General features: G+C 66.6%; 12 protein-coding genes. All 12 read right to left on the bottom strand.

From position 1 onward, the window contains the following. Positions 1 to 97: 97 nt before the first annotated feature. Positions 98 to 1,213, bottom strand: a complete 1,116-nt coding sequence (locus GEU84_RS12225) for an NUDIX domain-containing protein (RefSeq protein WP_152825757.1) — start codon at positions 1,211 to 1,213, stop codon at positions 98 to 100. A 2-nt stretch (positions 1,214 to 1,215) separates the two neighbouring features. Continuing rightward, positions 1,216 to 1,656, bottom strand: a complete 441-nt coding sequence (locus GEU84_RS12220) for a TrgA family protein (RefSeq protein ID WP_152825755.1) — start codon at positions 1,654 to 1,656, stop codon at positions 1,216 to 1,218. A 31-nt stretch (positions 1,657 to 1,687) separates the two neighbouring features. Further along, positions 1,688 to 2,899, bottom strand: coding sequence for an SAM-dependent methyltransferase (locus tag GEU84_RS12215; RefSeq protein ID WP_152825753.1), 1,212 nt, complete (start codon positions 2,897 to 2,899; stop codon positions 1,688 to 1,690). 45 nt (positions 2,900 to 2,944) lie between these two features. Further along, positions 2,945 to 4,372, bottom strand: a complete 1,428-nt coding sequence (locus GEU84_RS12210; RefSeq protein ID WP_152825751.1) for a cryptochrome/photolyase family protein — start codon at positions 4,370 to 4,372, stop codon at positions 2,945 to 2,947. A 127-nt stretch (positions 4,373 to 4,499) separates the two neighbouring features. Then, positions 4,500 to 5,372, bottom strand: coding sequence for a lysophospholipid acyltransferase family protein (locus tag GEU84_RS12205; RefSeq protein WP_152825749.1), 873 nt, complete (start codon positions 5,370 to 5,372; stop codon positions 4,500 to 4,502). A gap of 281 nt (positions 5,373 to 5,653) precedes the next feature. Beyond that, entirely contained in the window at positions 5,654 to 8,287 is a 2,634-nt protein-coding gene (gene pepN, locus GEU84_RS12200) for an aminopeptidase N (RefSeq protein WP_152825747.1), read from the bottom strand. Positions 8,288 to 8,505: 218 nt separating this feature from the next. After that, positions 8,506 to 9,849: a phosphoglucosamine mutase gene (glmM, locus tag GEU84_RS12195; RefSeq protein WP_152825745.1), complete on the bottom strand. Its 1,344-nt coding sequence runs from the start codon at positions 9,847 to 9,849 to the stop codon at positions 8,506 to 8,508. Then, positions 9,839 to 10,861, bottom strand: a complete 1,023-nt coding sequence (folP, locus tag GEU84_RS12190) for a dihydropteroate synthase (protein ID WP_152825743.1) — start codon at positions 10,859 to 10,861, stop codon at positions 9,839 to 9,841. The genes glmM and folP overlap by 11 nt, the downstream gene beginning before the upstream one ends. Further along, positions 10,858 to 11,778, bottom strand: coding sequence for a dihydroneopterin aldolase (locus GEU84_RS12185; protein WP_152825741.1), 921 nt, complete (start codon positions 11,776 to 11,778; stop codon positions 10,858 to 10,860). Before GEU84_RS12185 ends, folP begins: the two co-directional genes overlap by 4 nt. Positions 11,779 to 11,893: 115 nt before the next feature. After that, the gene (locus GEU84_RS12180) at positions 11,894 to 12,658 is read right to left on the bottom strand and encodes a cell wall hydrolase (protein WP_152825739.1); all 765 of its coding nucleotides are present in this window, start codon (positions 12,656 to 12,658) and stop codon (positions 11,894 to 11,896) included. A 229-nt stretch (positions 12,659 to 12,887) separates the two neighbouring features. Then, positions 12,888 to 15,440 carry a putative PEP-binding protein gene (locus GEU84_RS12175; protein WP_174539831.1) on the bottom strand — a complete coding sequence of 851 codons (2,553 nt, stop codon included), beginning with the start codon at positions 15,438 to 15,440 and terminating at the stop codon, positions 12,888 to 12,890. A gap of 147 nt (positions 15,441 to 15,587) precedes the next feature. Next, positions 15,588 to 17,894 (bottom strand): glycine--tRNA ligase subunit beta, encoded by a 2,307-nt coding sequence (gene glyS / locus GEU84_RS12170; RefSeq protein WP_152825735.1) that lies wholly within the window; start codon positions 17,892 to 17,894, stop codon positions 15,588 to 15,590. Between the last annotated feature and the right edge of the window lie 2 nt (positions 17,895 to 17,896).

Here is a 17,896-nt window from a genome sequence, read left to right as displayed (position 1 = left end):
CCTTCGTGCTTTGTCACAGGTGTAGGCGGCGCAGGGGCGGAACTCAAGAACCCGCAGGTGAAACCCGGCCCACAAGCGCGTCGGTTGACCTGCGGTTTCACCCCGCCCGCAACCGCTCCCGTTCACGTTGCAGCCACAGCGCAGTCAAGATCAGCGGCGCATTCGCGGCCTCGCCGCTGGCAATAAGCGCCACCAGATCGGCGAAATCCACCAGATGCCCGCGAATGTCCTCGGCCTCGCCCGCCACGCCGAACACACCGGTGATGCCGTCGGGCAGATCGGCAAGGGCCACATAGGAATACAGGAACTCCGACTTGCCCCCCGGAGAGGGGTAGTAATTCGCCACCGGCAGCAGCGCGCCAAGGGTCAGCCCCGCCTCTTCCACAGCCTCGCGGCGCGCGGCCTGTTCCGGTGTCTCGCCGGGGTCGATGCGGCCTGCGATGGGTTCCAGCACCCAGGGCTGGGTATCGCCGCGCGCCATGGCCCCGGGGCGGAACTGTTCCACCAGCAGCACCCGGTCGCGGACCGGATCATAGGGCAGCACCGTCACCGCATCGCCCGACACGAACACCGCCCGCGTCACCACCGGGCTGAACCCGCCGCCAAAACGGCGAAAGGCCAGATCATATTCTTCGACCGCAAAGAAATTGGCATAGGCCTGCCGATACGCGGCCACCTGCACATCATCCGGCCCGGCCCGGTGTCGCAGCGTGGCAGGCGACACATCCGCCGCCCGCACCCGGCTGGATCCGCGCACCAGCATCTGCTCATACCGCGCCAGCACGGCGGCGGGCGGACGCTGGCCATGCAGCGCCATGAAATCCCGCGCCGTGGCCAGCACGATGTCACCCCAGCGCGCCTGCCAGTCCGTCAGGCTCCACGCGGCACCGGGCTGCCAATGGCCGGGATCGGGCAGATAGACCCGCGCCGGCACATCCTGCCCCGCCGCTTGCACCGCCAGATCCGCCGTGTGAAAGGCAAAGCCACCCTCGTAGAAGTCCAGCCGCGCCACGTCATCGGGGGTCAGCCCCCTGACCAGCAACCCCGCCGCCTGCCCGCCGGGCGCAACCACGATCAGCGGAAACACATGGCCATCCGCCCAGTGCACCGCATGGCCGGGCAAAACCGCCGGTTCGCCCGCCACTTGGCGCCCCAGCACCACGGCCAGCAGCGGAAGATGGCAGAGCGTGCCATAAAAGAAAAAATTTACCATGCTCAGCGCCACCGCCGCCCGGCCCATTCGACCAGCACGCCACCCAGCAGCCCGCCCAGCAGCAGCAGGCCCAGCAGGTCGGGCATCAGCATCAGGCGGCCACGTTCCAGCATCAGGTCGAACACCGCCAGAACAGCCTCCATCGGGCCGTCATAGCGCAGCTTCATCGACCGCAGCACCATCTCGTAGATCGAAAACCCCAGCAGCGCCCAGAAGGCGATGGTGGCCGCCGTGCGCACCCCGCTGCCCATCGCCGCCCAGGTGCCGCGCCCGGCCAATGGCCCCATCACGATCCAGCCGCACAGCAGGCCTATCCCTGCGCAGATCGGGCTGAACAGGCCGAATTGCGTGCCCTCGGGCATGGCGGGTTTGAACAGTTCGGCGGCCATGAAGCCAAGCGCCGCAAAGACAATGGCGGCGACGAGTTTTGCGGCAGTGGGCATCGCGGTCTTTCAGGGCGGCGGAACGGGCGCGCTAACGCGGCCGCGTTACGGTGATTTGCGTCACATCGCAGTTTCCGCCCTGAAACGCCCCGGCGCAAGAGGTCAGGTAGAAATTCCACATGCGCCGGAATCGGTCGTCGAACCCCATGCCCGAAATCTCGTCCCACCGCGCGTTGAACGTGTCATGCCAGCGCCGCAGCGTCTGGCTGTAGCTGTCGCCGAATTCGATGCTGTGCGCCAGCCGCAGGCCTGCACGCTCCACCTCGGCCCGCAGCACTGTGGGGCTGGGCAGCATGCCCCCCGGAAAGATGTATTTCTGGATGAAATCCACGCCCCGGCGATACACCTCCCACCGCTTGTCCTGCACGGTGATGATTTGCAGCGTGGCGTTGCGCCCCGGTTTCAGCCGGTCGCGCAGCGTATTGAAATAGGTCGGCCAGTATTTCTCGCCCACTGCCTCGAACATTTCGATGCTGGCGATGCCGTCATAGCTGCCGGTCTCGTCCCGGTAATCCTGCAACTTGATATCCACCCGGTCGCTGAGGCCCGCCTTGGCCATGCGTTCCACCGCGTAATCATATTGCGCCTGCGAAATGGTCAGCCCGGTCACGCGCAACCCGCGTTCCTTGGCGGCATATTCGGCAAAACCGCCCCAGCCGCAGCCGATTTCCAGCACATGATCGCCGGGCACCGCGCCCATCTGATCCACCATGCTGGCGTATTTGGCGGTCTGCGCCGCCTCCAGGCTTTCCTGCCCGGTGCGGAACAGCGCCGAGGAATAGGTCATCGTCCGATCCAGCCACAGCCCGTAGAACTGGTTGCCCAGATCATAATGGTAGGAGATGTTCTTCTTCGCCTGCCGCCGCGAATTGCCCCGCAGCCAGTGGCGGGTTTTTTCATAGGCCCGCACCAGCGCCATGCCGGGAAAACCGTCATAAACCCCGTCATTGTCGGCATGGATCAGATCCATGAAGGCCTGCAGGTCGGGGGTGGACCACCAGCCCTCCAGATAGGCATCGCAAAAGCCCAGATCGCCTTCGCGGATCAGACGCGCGAACAGGTCGGCGTTGTGCACCACCACTTCGGCCACCGGCCCGGGTTTCGCCCCCTCCGCGCGGAATCGCCGCCCGTCAGGCATGACGAAATCCATCCGGCCGTGTTCAAGGCTTTGCAGCACCTCGAACACATTGCTGAAATAGCGCGGAAGGGCCGTCTGGCCCCTGGTGGTCGTCAATACTGTCATGCAGCCCCCGGTTTTCTTTCTTTTGTAACACTACGCCACATGGTCTCAAGAGTTTCGCGCAGAATAGGCGGCCAAAGCGCGGTCGCGCCCCGCAGCCAGCCCGATCAGCGGCGCGGGATAGGCGGCCTTCGGGTTCAACTGCCAGCTTTCGGGCACGGCGTCGAAATAGGCCAGCGCGTCCGGCCCCGGCGCCCGCGACAGTTCGGCAATGAACCGGCGGCGGTATGTGGCGTCGGGATCGAACTTTTCCGCCTGCGTGGCGGGGTTGAAGATGCGGAAATACGGGCTGGCATCGGGGCCGGATCCTGCCGCCCATTGCCAGCCCATCGCATTGGCCGCCGGATCCCAGTCGGTCAGGCAATCGTCAAACCACGCCGCCCCCACGCGCCAGTCGGTCAGCAGGTGCTTGGTCAGATAGCTGGCCACGATCATCCGGCCCCGGTTGTGCATCGTTCCCGTCACATACATCTCGCGCATCGCGGCATCGACAAAGGGCTCGCCCGTCAGGCCCCTGCGCCAGCGTTCCGCATCGGCATTGTCCTTGCGCCAGGGGAAGGCATCCCATTCCGGCTTCCAGTTGGCATGGGTGATATGCGGCGTGTGGTGCAAGAGGTGATAGGCAAACTCGCGCCAGACCAGTTCCTTCAGGAATGTCTCTGCCCCCGCCTTGCCCTCATGCCGGGCGCGCATCCCGGCGTGCCAGATGGTGCGCGGGCCGATCTCGCCACAGGTCAGGTTTTCCGAAAGGCGTGACGTGCCCTGCACGGCGGGCAGATCACGGGCGGTGGCATAATCCTGCACCGGGCCGGACAGGAAACGGTGCAGACGTTCCAGCGCCGCAGCCTCGCCCACAGCCACATGCCCGGCCACCACCGCAGCCCCCCGGCGCATGGCGGCCCCCATCTGCCAGTCATCCAGCCGGTCACTGGCGGGCCAGCCCCCCGGCGCGCGCAGCGCCTTTGGCGGCGGCGGCGGGGCCATCACATCGCGCCCCTGCACCGCCTTCCAGAACGGGGTGTAGACGCGGTAAAACCCGCCCTGCCCGGTTTCCACCGTCCAGGGTTCGTGCAGCAGATGCCCCGGGTGGCTGACCGCCTGCACCCCGCGCGCCTTCAGCGCCGCCTTCACCGCAGTATCGCGCGCCTGTCCCGCCGGGTCATAGGCGCGCGACCAATGCACCCCCGCCGCCCCCGTCTGGTCCAGCAGCGCCTCCAGCACCGCCAGCGCGGGCCCCCGCCGCAGGATCAGCCGACTGCCCAGCGCCGCCAGCGTTTCGGCAAATGCCGCAACCCCCAGCCCCAACCGCCATTTCGCGGCAGCGCCCAGCCTTTCGGTTTCGGGATCAAGTATGAACACCGGCACCAAAGGCCGCCCCGCGGCCACAGCCGCCGCCAGCATCGGATGATCCGCCAGCCGCAGATCGCGGCGAAACCACAGGATCAAAGGCGCATCGGCAGGGGCGACATCGGGCATCGGGCGCAAAACTTTCGTGATTTCCGCCATTTACGCAGGCGATCCTTGAGCGGATCACTTAGCACCCTTTGCGCGCACGGAAAGGCCCGAGTTGCCGCCGCCGCGCCATCGTCACCCCAAAGCCTGGTCAGCCTACCACAGCGCGCCCCAGACGCGGCAGGCGCGTCATCTGCACCAGGCTGACGGCGGGCGCATGCTCACCCCCCAGCGCCAGCGTGGCGGCGCGCAGCATCTCGATCCCGTCCTCGGACCGCGCGGGCAGGCGTTCTGCCGGTATCGCGCGTCCCATGGTCAGCCGGAACGGCTGGCGGTGCTTGTTCAGCACCTCGTGGAACAAAGTGATGTCGCGCAAGGTGGGGTGGATCAGGTCGAACAGATAGAACAGCGTCGAATTGCGCGCGCGGATGTTCACCGGAATGACCGGCAGGTCGAACTTGCGCGCGATCATGGCGGCGCTTGCCATCCAGGGCCGCTCCATCAGCTTCAGCCCGGTCCGCTTGGCCAGCCGCCCGGAGGGGAAGATAACCCCCAGCCGCCCGGCCTCGATCGCCGCGCGGGTAAATTCCATCGTCTCGCGTGTCTTGGTATGGCTGCGCTTTTCCGCCCGCCATTCCACAGGGGCAATCACGTCCTCCATCTGCGGCAGCACGCGCAGGATGTCGCGGTTGGCGTAGAAATAAAGATCGGGCCGCAACGCGGCCAGCGCCCGGTGCAGGATGATGCCATCGGCAATCCCGGTCGGATGGTTGGCCACGATCAGCGCAGGCCCGTTGCGCGGCAGATGCTCCAGCCCCGTCACCTGCACGTCATGCGCGATTCGCTCGCCCATGATGCGGAAGATTTCGGCCGTCGGCTCGGTTTCCAGCCGCTCGGCCAGCGCAACGGTGCCGGGATAACCCAGCAACCGGGTCAGCAGATGGCGTGCCAGATCATCGCGCGGCCGCCCCGAGAACAACCAAGGCGCGCGTTCGGCGATCAGCGGATCGAGTTTCGATTTCATAGGCCCATACACCACGGTCTGATGACGGATAAATGACGCCCGCGCCCGCCGGTTCCTTCGGACCCCACAGACAACCGCAGATTTTCCATCCGCGCGCGGCTCTCCGCCGATCAAAGAGCCTGGCCTGACCTGCACTCCTCCCTCAGCTCATTTTCTGTCTCTAAATATCCCCGCGCGGCGCGCCTCGACACCAACCACCCGCGCTTGCCCTGCGTTCCACCCTGCGGCAGCGCCGCCCGAGGCCCCTCGATGGGGCCGAGGGCGGCTCCCCCGGCCCGTCATCAATCACCCAGCATCCGCCCCGCCATCTCGCCCAGATCGCGGCTCAGTCCCGGCACGGCCAGAATCCTGCGCAACTGGTCGCGGATCATGCCTTGCCGGTCGGCGTCATACCGGCTCCAGCTGTCGAATGCGGTGGACATGCGGGCGGCGGTCTGCGGGTTCAGCGGGTCCAGTTTCAACAGCCAGTCCGCCAGCAGGCGGTAACAATCACCCGATGCATGGTGAAACCCCGCGTGATTGCCCGGCAAGGCCCCGATGACCGCGCGGAACCGGTTGGGGTTCTTCATGTCAAAAGCGGGATGCGCGGTCAGCCGCTCTACCGCCTGCGCCGTGGCCTCGGGTGCTGCATGCAGCAACTGAAGGGTGAACCACTTGTCCATCACCAGCCGGTCAGCGCCCCAGCGCGACTCGAACGCCGCCAGTTCAGCCTGCCCCCGCCCGATGTCCAAAAGGCAGGCCAGCGCGCCCACCTCTTCGGTCATGTTGTCGGCCTGCCGGAACGCCGCCTCGGCACGCGCGCCGCCATCGACGCGGGAAAGATATCCCAGCGCCGCCAGCCGCAGCGCGCGCCGGCCTGCCGCCCGCGCCTCGGGGGTGAAGGGGCCGGGCTCGGCAAGTGCGTCGAACAGGCCGGGCAGATGTGGGGCCAGTCTGCGGGCCACCGCATCGCCCATCGCCCGGCGCGCGGCATGGATGCGCGCGGGGTCGGGCACATGGCCTGCCGCATGCAGGGTCTGGGCCATGTCATCCTCGCCCGGCAGGCGCAGCGCCAGCGCGCGGAAGGCCGGGTCAAGGCTGTCATCCACCGCCACCCGTGCCAGCGCGTCCAGCCAGTCCGGCCCCGGCGTGGCGCCCGCCGTGATCATCCGCGCCAGCACATCCTTGGCCAGTGCGCGGCCCGCCTCCCATTTGTTGAACGGGTCGGTGTCATGCGCCAGCAGGAAGGCGCGTTCTTCGGGCGAGGTGTCACGCTCCAGCAGCACGGGCGCAGAAAAGCCGCGCAGGATCGACGCGATGGGCCGGGTGGATACCGCCCCCGGCACGCGGTCTGGCCCTTCGGCCACAACCTGTTGCCAGCCATCTGCCGTGCTTTGGAAAGCAAAGCTCTGGGTCATGGCTGTCATTGCCAGCATGGTCGTCGGCATCACCTCGTCACCATTGGGGTTCAGCAGGCCAAGCGCGATGGGAATGACCTTGGCCCCCTTTTCCGGCTGACCGGGGGTGGGCGGATTGTGCTGGGCGAAGGTCAGGGTGAACAGGCCGGTATCGGCTTGCCAGTCTTCGGTCACGGTCAGGCGCGGGGTGCCCGCCTCGGTATACCAGCGCTTGAACTGGCTCAGGTCGCGGCCCGTCGTGTCTTGGAACACCGCCAGCCAATCCTCGATCGTGGCCGCCTCGCCGTCGTGGCGGGTAAAATACAGATCCAGCGCCCGGGCGTAATCGGCATCACCCACCAGCCGCTTCAGCATGCCGATCACCTCGGCACCCTTTTCATAGACGGTCGCAGTATAGAAATTGTTGATCTCGACATAGCGGTCGGGCCGCACGGGGTGGGCCAGCGGCCCGCCATCCTCGCGGAACTGGCGCGCACGCAGGGTCAGCACATCCTCGATCCGCTTCACCGCATGGGACCGCATGTCGCCGGTGAACTGCTGGTCGCGGAACACCGTGAGCCCTTCCTTCAGGCATAATTGGAACCAGTCGCGGCAAGTGATGCGGTTGCCGGTCCAGTTGTGGAAATACTCATGCGCGATGATCGCCTCGATCCGGCCGAAATCGTCATCCGTCGCGGTTTCCGGCAGCGCCAGAACGTATTTGGAGTTGAAGATGTTCAGCCCCTTGTTCTCCATCGCGCCCATGTTGAAATCATCGACGGCGACGATATTGAACACGTCCAGATCATATTCGCGCCCGTAAGCCGTCTCGTCCCAGCGCATCGACCGGATCAGGCTGTCCATCGCATAGGCGCAGCGGCCCTCGTCGCCATGTCGCACCCAGATATTCAGCGCCACAGCACGGCCCGAGGCGGTGGTGAAGGCCGCAGAATGCGCCAGCAGATCGCCCGCCACCAGCGCGAACAGATAGGCAGGCTTGGGCCAGGGGTCGTGCCATTCGGCCCAGCCCTCGCCCTGCCCCAACGGATTGCCGTTCGACAGCAGCACCGGCAGATCGCTTTCGATCCGCACGCGGAACGGGGCCATCACATCGGGGCGGTCGGGGTAGAAGGTGATCTTGCGAAAGCCCTCGGCCTCGCATTGCGTGCAATACATGCCGTTCGACATGTAAAGCCCTTCCAGCGCGGTATTGGCGGCGGGGGCAATTTCCACCTCGGCGGTGAATGTAAAGGGGCCATCCGGCAGCATAGCCGCAGGCAGGGTCAGCCCCGTGGCATCGGGGGTGGCGGTTACGGGATGGCCATCCACCGCCGCCACGATCAGCGTCAGGTTTTCGCCATCCAGCCGCAGGTCGTGGCGGCCCGGGCGGGCAGAGTTGGGGCGAAAGCGGATTTCAGACAGCACGCGGGTCGCCTGCGGATCCAGCCGGAAGGTCAGCGCCACCTGGTCGATCAGATGTGTGGGCGGCTGGTAATCATTCAGGCGGATCGGGCTGGGCTGCGGGCTGTCAGGTGTCATCGGCGCTCCTACCGGCCCCGTGCGGGCCGTGGGACGAGACTAGCCATGCCTTTGGCCGTTGAAAAGACCGGGCAGGGGTAGCGCCTTTCTGCGCGCGGCGCGCAAGCCGGCCCTTTGTGGAACCACGATTTTTCTGCGAAAAATCAGGGCACGCGCCACCATCGCCAGCCTGATTTTTCGCAGAAAAATCGTGGACGTCATCGCCTCACGACGATCGTTCAGACCGCCGCCTGCACCGCATCGACGATTTCATCCACCACATCGGCCAGCAGCGCCTCGTCCTCGCATTCCGCCATCACCCGCACCAGGGGCTCGGTGCCCGACTTGCGGATCAGCAAACGGCCCGAGCCGTTCAGCCGCAGCTCTGCCGCCGCAATCACCGCCAGCACGGCAGGCGATTTCAGCGGTTCCTGCCCCGCAGCATAGCGCACGTTCTTCAGCAACTGCGGCACGGTGTCGAAACACTTGGTCAGGTGAGAGGCCGGTTTTTCAGTGCGCGCCATTTCGGCCAGAAACTGCAACCCGGCAATCAGCCCGTCGCCGGTTGTGGCATAATCGGTCATCACGATATGGCCCGACTGTTCGCCACCCAGGTTGAAGCCGCCCTTGCGCATCGCCTCCACCACATAGCGGTCGCCAACACGCGTGCGTTCCAATCGCAGGCCCCGCCCGGTCAGAAACCGCTCCAGCCCCAGATTGGACATGACGGATGCCACCAGCGTGCCATGTTTCAGCCGCCCCTCATCCGCCCAGCGGGCCGCCATCAGCGCCATGATCTGATCGCCGTCGGCCACGCGGCCATGCTGATCCAGGATCATCACCCGGTCGGCGTCGCCGTCCAGACAGATGCCCACATCGGCACCATGCGCCACCACGGCCTCGGCCGCGGTCTGGGTATAGGTCGAACCGCAGCGCAGGTTGATGTTGGTGCCGTTGGGCGTGGTGCCGATCGGGATCACGACCGCCCCCAGTTCCCACAGCACCTCGGGCGCGGCCTTGTAGGCGGCCCCGTTGGCGCAGTCGATCACCACTTTCAGCCCGTCCAGACGCAGGCCGGGCGGGAAGGTGGTCTTGGCATATTCCTGATAACGCCCGCGACCGTCCTCGATCCGTTTGGCGCGGCCGATCTTTTCGGGTTCGGCAGGGTCTACCGGGCCATCCAGAATACGCTCGATCTCGGCCTCGGCCTCATCCGAAAGCTTGAACCCGTCGGGCCCGAAGAACTTGATGCCATTGTCCTGATGCGGGTTGTGGCTGGCGGAAATCATCACCCCCAGATCGGCGCGCATGGATTTGGTCAGAAACCCCACGGCGGGCGTCGGCACCGGCCCCAGCAACAACACGTTCATTCCGGTAGAGGTCAGCCCCGCCGTCAGCGCGTTTTCCAGCATGTAGCCCGACAGCCGGGTGTCCTTGCCGATCACCACGCGGTTGGCCCCCGCGCCCTCGCGCCGAAAGAACCGCCCCGCCGCCGCCCCCAGCCGCAGCGCCATCTCGGCAGTCATCGGATAGCTGTTGGCCGTGCCCCGCACGCCATCGGTGCCAAAGAGTTTACGCGTCATCTGTCCCAGTCCCGATCATCGCCGCTTGCAGGCTCAACGCCTGTCTTGTGTCTGTTGTATCATGCACACGCAAAATGTGCATCCCTTGTGCAACGCCATGCAGCGCCACCGCCACAGAGCCTGCCACGCGGTCGCGCGCCACCGCCGCCCCGCTTATCGTGCCGATGAACCGCTTGCGCGATGCGCCCAGCAGCAGGGGCAACCCCAGATCGTGATACAGCGCCAGGCGTCGCAGCAGCGTCACATTATGTTGCAGGGTTTTGCCAAAGCCGATGCCGGGGTCGATGATCAGGTTTTCCCGGCGAATTCCCGCCGCAACCGCCGCGTGAACCCGGTTTTCCAGCGCATCCAGCACGTCGAACAGCACATCGGCATAGCGCGGATCATCCTGCATGGTGGCCGGATCGCCCCGGTTGTGCATCAGGCAAAGCGGCACATCCCGCTCCGCGACCAGCGCCGCCATGGCAGGGTCATGGGTCAGCGCCGACACGTCGTTGACCATATCGGCCCCTGCCGCCAGCGCGGCATCGGCCACCGCCGCCTTGCGGGTGTCGATGCTGATGGGTGTGGCGATGCCCGCCTCGCGGATCGCGCGGATCACCGGGGCGGTGCGGCGAATTTCCTCGGCCACGGCGATGGTTTCGGCCCCAGGGCGGGTGCTTTCGCCGCCGATGTCCAGAATGTCCGCCGTGCCAGCCATGGCCTGCGCGCGTGCCACCGCCGCCGCAACGGATGCCAACTCGCCACCATCGGAAAAGCTGTCGGGCGTCACGTTCAGGATGCCCATGATGCGGGGCCGGTCCAGCGTCAGGCCGCAGACATCTGGGCGCGGGGCCGATAACCGGTCGCGGATCGCGGGCGGCAGCGAGGCTGCGGCCACCCGTTCGGCCACGCCACCGCCGTGATGCAGCACGGCTGTGTCAAACCACACGTCCGCGCGGCCCGCCAAAGCGCAGGCGTCGCGGCCCCATGTCGGGCCGGTCCGCGCCACAGCCTCGACCCGCAGCGTCATGCCGCCGCCCCGGCACGCTCCACCCGCACGCGGCTGCCGGGGGGCAGGGCCACATCGCCATGCACCACCAGCCGCTCTGCCGCCATCAGTTCGGCCAGCCACAAGGCCAGCGCCACCGGGTCGCGCGACTGCGGGCCGTCCACGGCATCCAGCACCAGTTTCGACGGGGCCCAGACCACCATCTGCCCGCGCTTCACCGCCCAGTCGATCTCGGTGCGGGTGGCCACGACAACGCAGCGCGCATCGCGCGCGGCCAGCACCCAGGCGTTCTGCTCGATCGCCAGCAGGTCAACCCTGCGCTGCGTGGGGCGGTGGCCGGTTTCAGGGCGCGGGCCGTCGGGCAGGCCCACCGTCAGGATCACCGGCAGCCCCTGCGCCTGCAAGCGGTCCAACCGTTCCGCCAGACCGGGGGCCTCGATCGCCGCATTGTCGAGATGGACCACCAGCGGATGCACCGCCGCCTCTTGCCCGTCCTGCCCCAGCACGCGCAACGGCACCTCGGCGCGGGACCGCACGATCTCGACCCCCAACGCATAGGGCCCGATATCCAGCTTTTCGATGCGCACAAAAGCGCGCATCGCCTGTGGTTCGGCCAGCACCCGGTCGGCCACCCGTTCGGCCAGCGTTTCCAGCAGGTTCAGCCGTTCGGCGGCCAGTTCCGCCGCTATCGCCTCGGTGATCCGGTCATAGGACAGGATACGATCCACATCGTCATTCAGCGGCTGGGGCGCAGGCCCCACCTCGACCACCACGTTGAAGCGCACGCGCTGGCGGTGGCCGCGTTCCTGCTGGAATGCGCCGATATCCACCTCGACCACATGGTCGCGCAGGCTGATGCGGTCGCGCGGGGCGGCACCGGCGCTGGCGGCGGCGCGTTCCTCGGGATGGGCAAAGGCAAGGCGTATGTCGGTGGTCATGGCAAACCCTGTGCGGCCTCGGATGCGGCCCAGCCTAGGGCCGCCGCGCGGCTTTGCCTTGCCCGAAGGCGGCGGTCAAGGCCAGCGCGGCGACACCGGCGACTTGCCGCAGACCCTAGGCCCCCGAGGGCTGGCGGTAGAACAGATGCGCGCCGATGGTGGCCGTGCGCGGAAAGCGGTGCGCCCAGCCGGGGCGGACGTTTTTCGTGTGGAAATGCGTGGCCCCGTCGGTCAGCGCGCGCGGCGCACCGGCCAGCATCACGGCGGCAATCTTGCCCGCCTGCGCAAAAGCCTCAGGCTCGCGGATTTTCTTGGAATGCCCGTTGCAGGTATAGGAAAACTGGCAGGATTTGCCGGATTTCTGGTTCACCACGCCGCAGATGGTTTCTGGATAGGCAGGGCTGTCAGCCCGGTTCAAGATCACCTCGGCCACCGCAAACTGGCCCTTCACCGTTTCGCCGCGCGCTTCGAAGTAAAGCGCGGTGGCAAGGCACAGCCATTCGGCATCGCTGCGGGTCAGGGGCTGGCGCGCCAGCCAGTCCTTTTCATAGCGCACCTTCACAACATCAGCCTGTTCGCTGGTGGGAAAGGCCGGCGACATCAGCGCCGGCCCGCGAAACGCCGCATTGCGGAACGCCGCCAGCTGAAACGCGGCGGGCTGATAGGCTGGCGGCTCGCCTGCGGTGCGGGTGGCGGGCGGCGTGATCGCAAGGGCACGCGTGCCCAGCGGATTGGGGGTTTCGGTCATCCGCGCCGCAAGCTGAATGTTCAGCGCGGGGGGCATGGCAATGGTCTGGCTCACCGTCACATCGGCGAAGGCCGCTCCGTTCAGGACGATCAGCAGGGCAATCCCGCGCGTCCAGCACTTCAGCAAGCGCATTTTCTCTGTAATCCCGGTCGTTTCGCGCTGTCTATTTTGTGGTGAAAAGTCGGGCAAACCGGCCTTTTCCATAGGCAACAGCAGCGGGGACTAGCCGAAAAACGTCCGCAGGTCCAGTAATGTGACGGATTTACAACAACGAGGTGACGCCCGATGCGCGGGTTCTTGCCAGAACAGGTGTTCCAGCATCATCGGAAAACAGCCGCATGATTACTTCAAGTGATTGAAATTACTTCATTTCATCTTCAACACGGTCAGTCAGCGCCAGATGGGCGGCTGCCAGCCGTGCAAGGGGCACGCGGTAAGGTGAACATGACACATAATCGAACCCGGCCTTGCGGCAAAAGGCAATCGATTCCGGGTGGCCGCCATGTTCGCCGCAGATCGACAGCGTCAGATCCCCCCGAGTCGCACGCCCCCGGCCCGCCCCGATATGCAGAAGTTCCCCCACCCCGTCCACGTCAAGCACATGGAACGGATCCTCGGGGAAAACGCCCTGCTGCACATAGGTGTTCATGAACCGCCCGGCGTCATCGCGCGACAGGCCATAGGTCATCTGCGTCAGGTCATTGGTGCCGAAGGACAGAAAGGCCGCGTGCTGCGCGATCTCGCCCGCACGCAAGGCAGCACGCGGGGTTTCCACCATCACGCCCAGCTTGTAGTCAAAATCCATGCCCGATTTGGTGCGCACCTTGGCCGCCACCGCGTCGATGCGGGTTTTCACCAGTTCGACCTCGCGCTTGGCCGACACCAGCGGAATCATGATTTCCGGCACCACCGTGGCCCCGCGCCGGGCGATCTCGATGGTTGCCTCGAATATTGCCTGCGCCTGCATGTCGTAGATCTCGGGCAGCACGATGCCCAGCCGCACGCCGCGCATGCCCAGCATCGGGTTGAATTCGGCCAAAGCCTCGGCCCGGCGGGTCACGTCGGACAGGGGCTTGTCCAACGCCTCGGCCAGTTCGCGCAACCCCTCGCGGCTGTGCGGCAGAAATTCGTGCAACGGCGGGTCCAGCAGGCGGATGCAGACCGGCAACCCGCGCATGATGTCGAAAAGCTGCACGAAATCATCGCGCTGCATCGGCAACAGGCGCACCAGTGCCGCCGCGCGGTCTTTGGCGGTATCGGCAAAGATCATCTCGCGCATCACCACCAGACGATCCTCGTCAAAGAACATGTGTTCGGTGCGGCACAGGCCGATGCCCTGCGCCTCGAAATCGCGCGCGGTCTGGGCGTCGGCGGGGGTGTCGGCATTGGCGCGCACGCCGATGTCGCGCACGTCATCCGCCCAGGACAGCAGACGGCGGAACGTATCATCCAGCGCGGGGGGCAGCAGATCGGCAACCCCGGCCAGCGCCTCGCCCGCCGTGCCGTCAACGGTGATGATGTCGCCCTCGCGGAAGGTGCGGCCATCGGGCGCGGTCAGCTTCTTTTCGCGGGCATCCAGCCGCAGATCCGATGCGCCCACCACGCAGGGCAGGCCCAGCCCGCGCGCGATCACCGCCGCGTGGCTGGTGACGCCGCCGCGTTCGGTCAGCACACCCGCCGCCGAATGCATGCCGCGGATATCCTCGGGCGCGGTTTCGCGTTTCACCAGAATGCAGGGCTCGCCCCGCGCGGCCGAGGCCTGCGCGGCGGCGGATGAAAACACGATCCGCCCGGTGGCGGCCCCGGGGCTGGCGGCAATCGCCTTGACGAAACGGTCACGCGGGCCGCGGGGATCGACCTGGTTGTGGAGGAGTTCCGACAGCGCGCGCGGTTCGACCCGCAGCAGCGCCTCGGCCCGGCTGATGATGCCGTCATCGGCCAGCGCAACCGCGATCTTCAGCGCCGCGCGCGATGACCGCTGCACCTTTACCGCGTCCAGCACCGCCAGACGGCCATCCTCGATGGTGAATTCGATCTGCATCTCCTCGCGCAGCCGGGCGCGGCAGGCGGTGCCATGATTTACCAGATCGGCAAAGATCTCGGGTGCCAGATCCTCCAGCGACGGCCCGCGCGGGTCACGGGTCAGATAGATCGCCCCCTGACGGCGCAGCGCGTCGCGGCCCTGGCTTTGCCCCAGATAGCGGCCCGTCACCTGCGGATGCCCCGTCACCGGATCGACGAACTGCATGACGCCGGAACCCGATATGCCCTGACCGATGCCCTGGGCCATCTGCTGCACCACCAGGCCCAGCCCCGCCTCGGGCCCTGCCCCCTTGGCCTGCCGCAACAGGCGGGCCGACGTGCCCTCCCACGCGCGGGCCATGGAGCGCAGCACCTCGGCCAGTTGTCGGGCCGGGTCTTCGGGGAAAGGTTCGTCCATCTCGTCGGCATAGGCGCGCAGCGCGTCGCGCAGCGCCTGGGCCGAGGGCTGCGCACCTTCGAACATGTCAGGGTCCAGCCGGGCCACATGGATGGCATAGCTTTGCACAAAGCGCAGATACAGCGCATCGGCGGCGTCATTTCCGTGGGTTTTCACCAGCAACGCGTGCCGGGCCGCGTTCATGCCGATGTTCAGCACGGTGGCCGGGCCGCCCCAATCGGGGTTTTCCGGGCTGGGGCGCACGGAAATCAGCGGGTCCGCGCCAAAATGGCTGAGGATGCCGTGGCAATCCACCGTCAGGCCGGACGCAATCGCCTTGACCGTGCCCGCAGGCAGCGCCACGGTGCGCGGCACCGGCAGGTCCAGCCGCACCAGACGTTGCAGGCATTTCGCCCGCCAGCCATGCGTGACGGGGCGGATCTGCGCCGTGGGCGTCACATCGGTGTATTCGGCGATGGGGTCGTATTTCTGCACTGCGGCACCTTTGCGGCTTTGCAGCAGGATACGCTTCTTTGGGGGTCGCGCAAGCGGTTCATCGTTGCGCGGGCGGTTATGGCAGAGGCGGGGGGCTGTCTGCCCCCCGCACCCCCCGAGGATATTTAGAGACAGAAAATGAGGGGCTTAGCCCTCGATCCTGGTCAGGTCGGCCACCGGGGCGCAGGCCGCGCGGATGCGGTGCAAGAGGTTCAGGCGGTTGCGGCGGATCACCTGCTTGTCGCTGTTGACCTGCACCGCGTCAAAGAAGGCGTCAATCGGCTGGCGCAGGCCAGCCAGCGCGGCCATGGCGGCGGCGAAATCTTCATCTGCCATGGCAGGGGCGATGGATTTTTCGGCGGTGTCGAGGGCGGCAAAAAGGGCGCGTTCCTCGTCCGTTTCGGCATATTTGATGTCGGCGCCGAAGGAATATTCGACGCCATCCTTGGCCTCGGCCTGCGTGAGGATGTTGTTGGCCCGTTTGAAGCCTTGCAGCAGGTTCGCGCCATCCTCGGTTTTCAGGAAGGCGGCGAGGGACTGGGCGCGTTTGACCAGCAAGGTCAGGTCGCAATTGTCGGGCATCGCAAGGCAGGCGTCGATGATGTCATGCCGGATCGACTGGTCCTTGAGGTAAACCTTCAGCCGGTCATGCAGAAAGCCGCGCAGGTCGTCGCTAACGCCGGGATCATGGTCGCGCAGCAATGGGAGCCAGCCAAGGGCCGCCGTTTCGGCGATCAGGGCGCGGGTGGTGGTGCCGAACATGCCATCCGCCACAGCGGCTGACAGGATGCGGGACAGCAACTCAGGCTCGGCCGGGGTATGCCCGATCTGATGGCGCAGCACCTGCACGTCAAAGAGCCGGTCCACGGAAAAGCGCAGGCCATTGTCCAGCACCAGCCGGACGACCCCCAGCGCCGCCCGCCGCAGCGCGAAGGGGTCTTTCGACCCTGTGGGCTTTTCGTCGATCGCCCAGAACCCCGTCAGCGTGTCGATCTTGTCGGCCAGCGCCACGGCCACCGATACCGGATCGGACGGCACGTCATCGGAGGGCCCCAGCGGCGAATAGTGGGCCTTGCAGGCCGCCGCCACGGGTTCGGGCAGGCCCAGCGCGCGGGCGTAATAGCCGCCCATGGTGCCTTGCAGTTCGGGGAATTCGCCGACCATCGCCGATTGCAGGTCGGCCTTGGCCACCTTTGCCGCCTGTTCGGCCAGATCGGGGTCGGCCCCGACCAAGGGCGCAATCTCGCGCGCCAGCGCCGCGATGCGGGTGATGCGGTCAGCCTCGGACCCCAGTTTGTTGTGGAAGGTGACGGATGCGAGGCCCGCCGCCATGCCTACCAGCCCCACGGCATGAACCGTGCGCAGGTCGTTTTCCCAGAAGAATTTCGCATCCGACAGCCGGGCCGACAGCACCTTCTGGTTGCCCGCAAGGATCGTGGCCCCCTGATCGGCGGTGTCGCGGTTGGCGACGGTGACAAAACCCTCGATCCGGCCGGTGCGGGGGTTTTTCACCGAAAAGAATTTCTGATGTTCACGCATCGAGGTTTGCAGCACCTCGGGCGGCAGGTCGAGGAAAGCAGCGCCGATGCGGCCCAACAGCACCACAGGCCATTCGACCAGCCCCGCCACCTCGGCCAGCAGGGCGGGGTCGGGCACCACCTCCAGCCCCAGCGCAAAGGCTTGTGTCGTGGCGTCGTGCCAGATCGCGGCCTCGCGTTCCGCAGGGTCAAGCACCACGCAGGCGCGTTTCAGCTTGGCCGCGTAATCGGCGAAGGACGATACCGGGAAACGCCCCGGGGCCATGAACCGGTGGCCTTCGGTGGTGTTGCCTGCGGTGATGTGATGCCCCTTCACCGGGCTGCCCGCGACCAGAGGGTCGACGGTCAACGGCACCACGGACGCGCCGCCCTCGTCATGCAGGATGCAGAGGATGGAATGCAGCGGCCGCACCCAGCGCAGGTTGCTTTCGCCCCAGCGCATCGACTTGGGCCAGGGAAAATTGCTGATCGCTTGCACCACCACCTCGGCCACGATCTCGGCGGCGGGGCGGCCCGGCCTTTGCAGCACGGCAAAGAACACCTGCCCCTTCTTGTCATCGCGGATTTCCACCCGCACGCCCGCCAGATGCACATGTGCGCCCGCAGGCTGTCCCGCCAACGCCAGCACGGGGGCGGCGTCCTCGATGCCCAGACCGCGCAGAAAACCCTGCAAGGCCGCAGCGGGCGCATCGGCCTTTGGCCCCTTGCGTTCCTCGCGCTGGGTGGGCGATGCGGCCAGCATCCCCTCGACCGCCAGCACCAGACGGCGGGGCGTGGAAAACGCCCCTGCGCCGGCATAGGTCAGCCCGGCCCCCACCAGACCATCCGTGACCAGCTTTTTCAGATCGGCGGCAGCGCGCGCCTGCATCCGGGCCGGAATTTCCTCAGAGAACAGCTCAAGCAACAGGTCGGGCATGG

Source organism: Fertoeibacter niger, assembly GCF_009380135.2.
Taxonomy (GTDB): Bacteria; Pseudomonadota; Alphaproteobacteria; order Rhodobacterales; family Rhodobacteraceae; genus Fertoeibacter; species Fertoeibacter niger.
The sequence above is the reverse complement of the archived record's forward strand: the minus strand, read 5'-3'. Positions and strand labels throughout refer to the sequence as shown.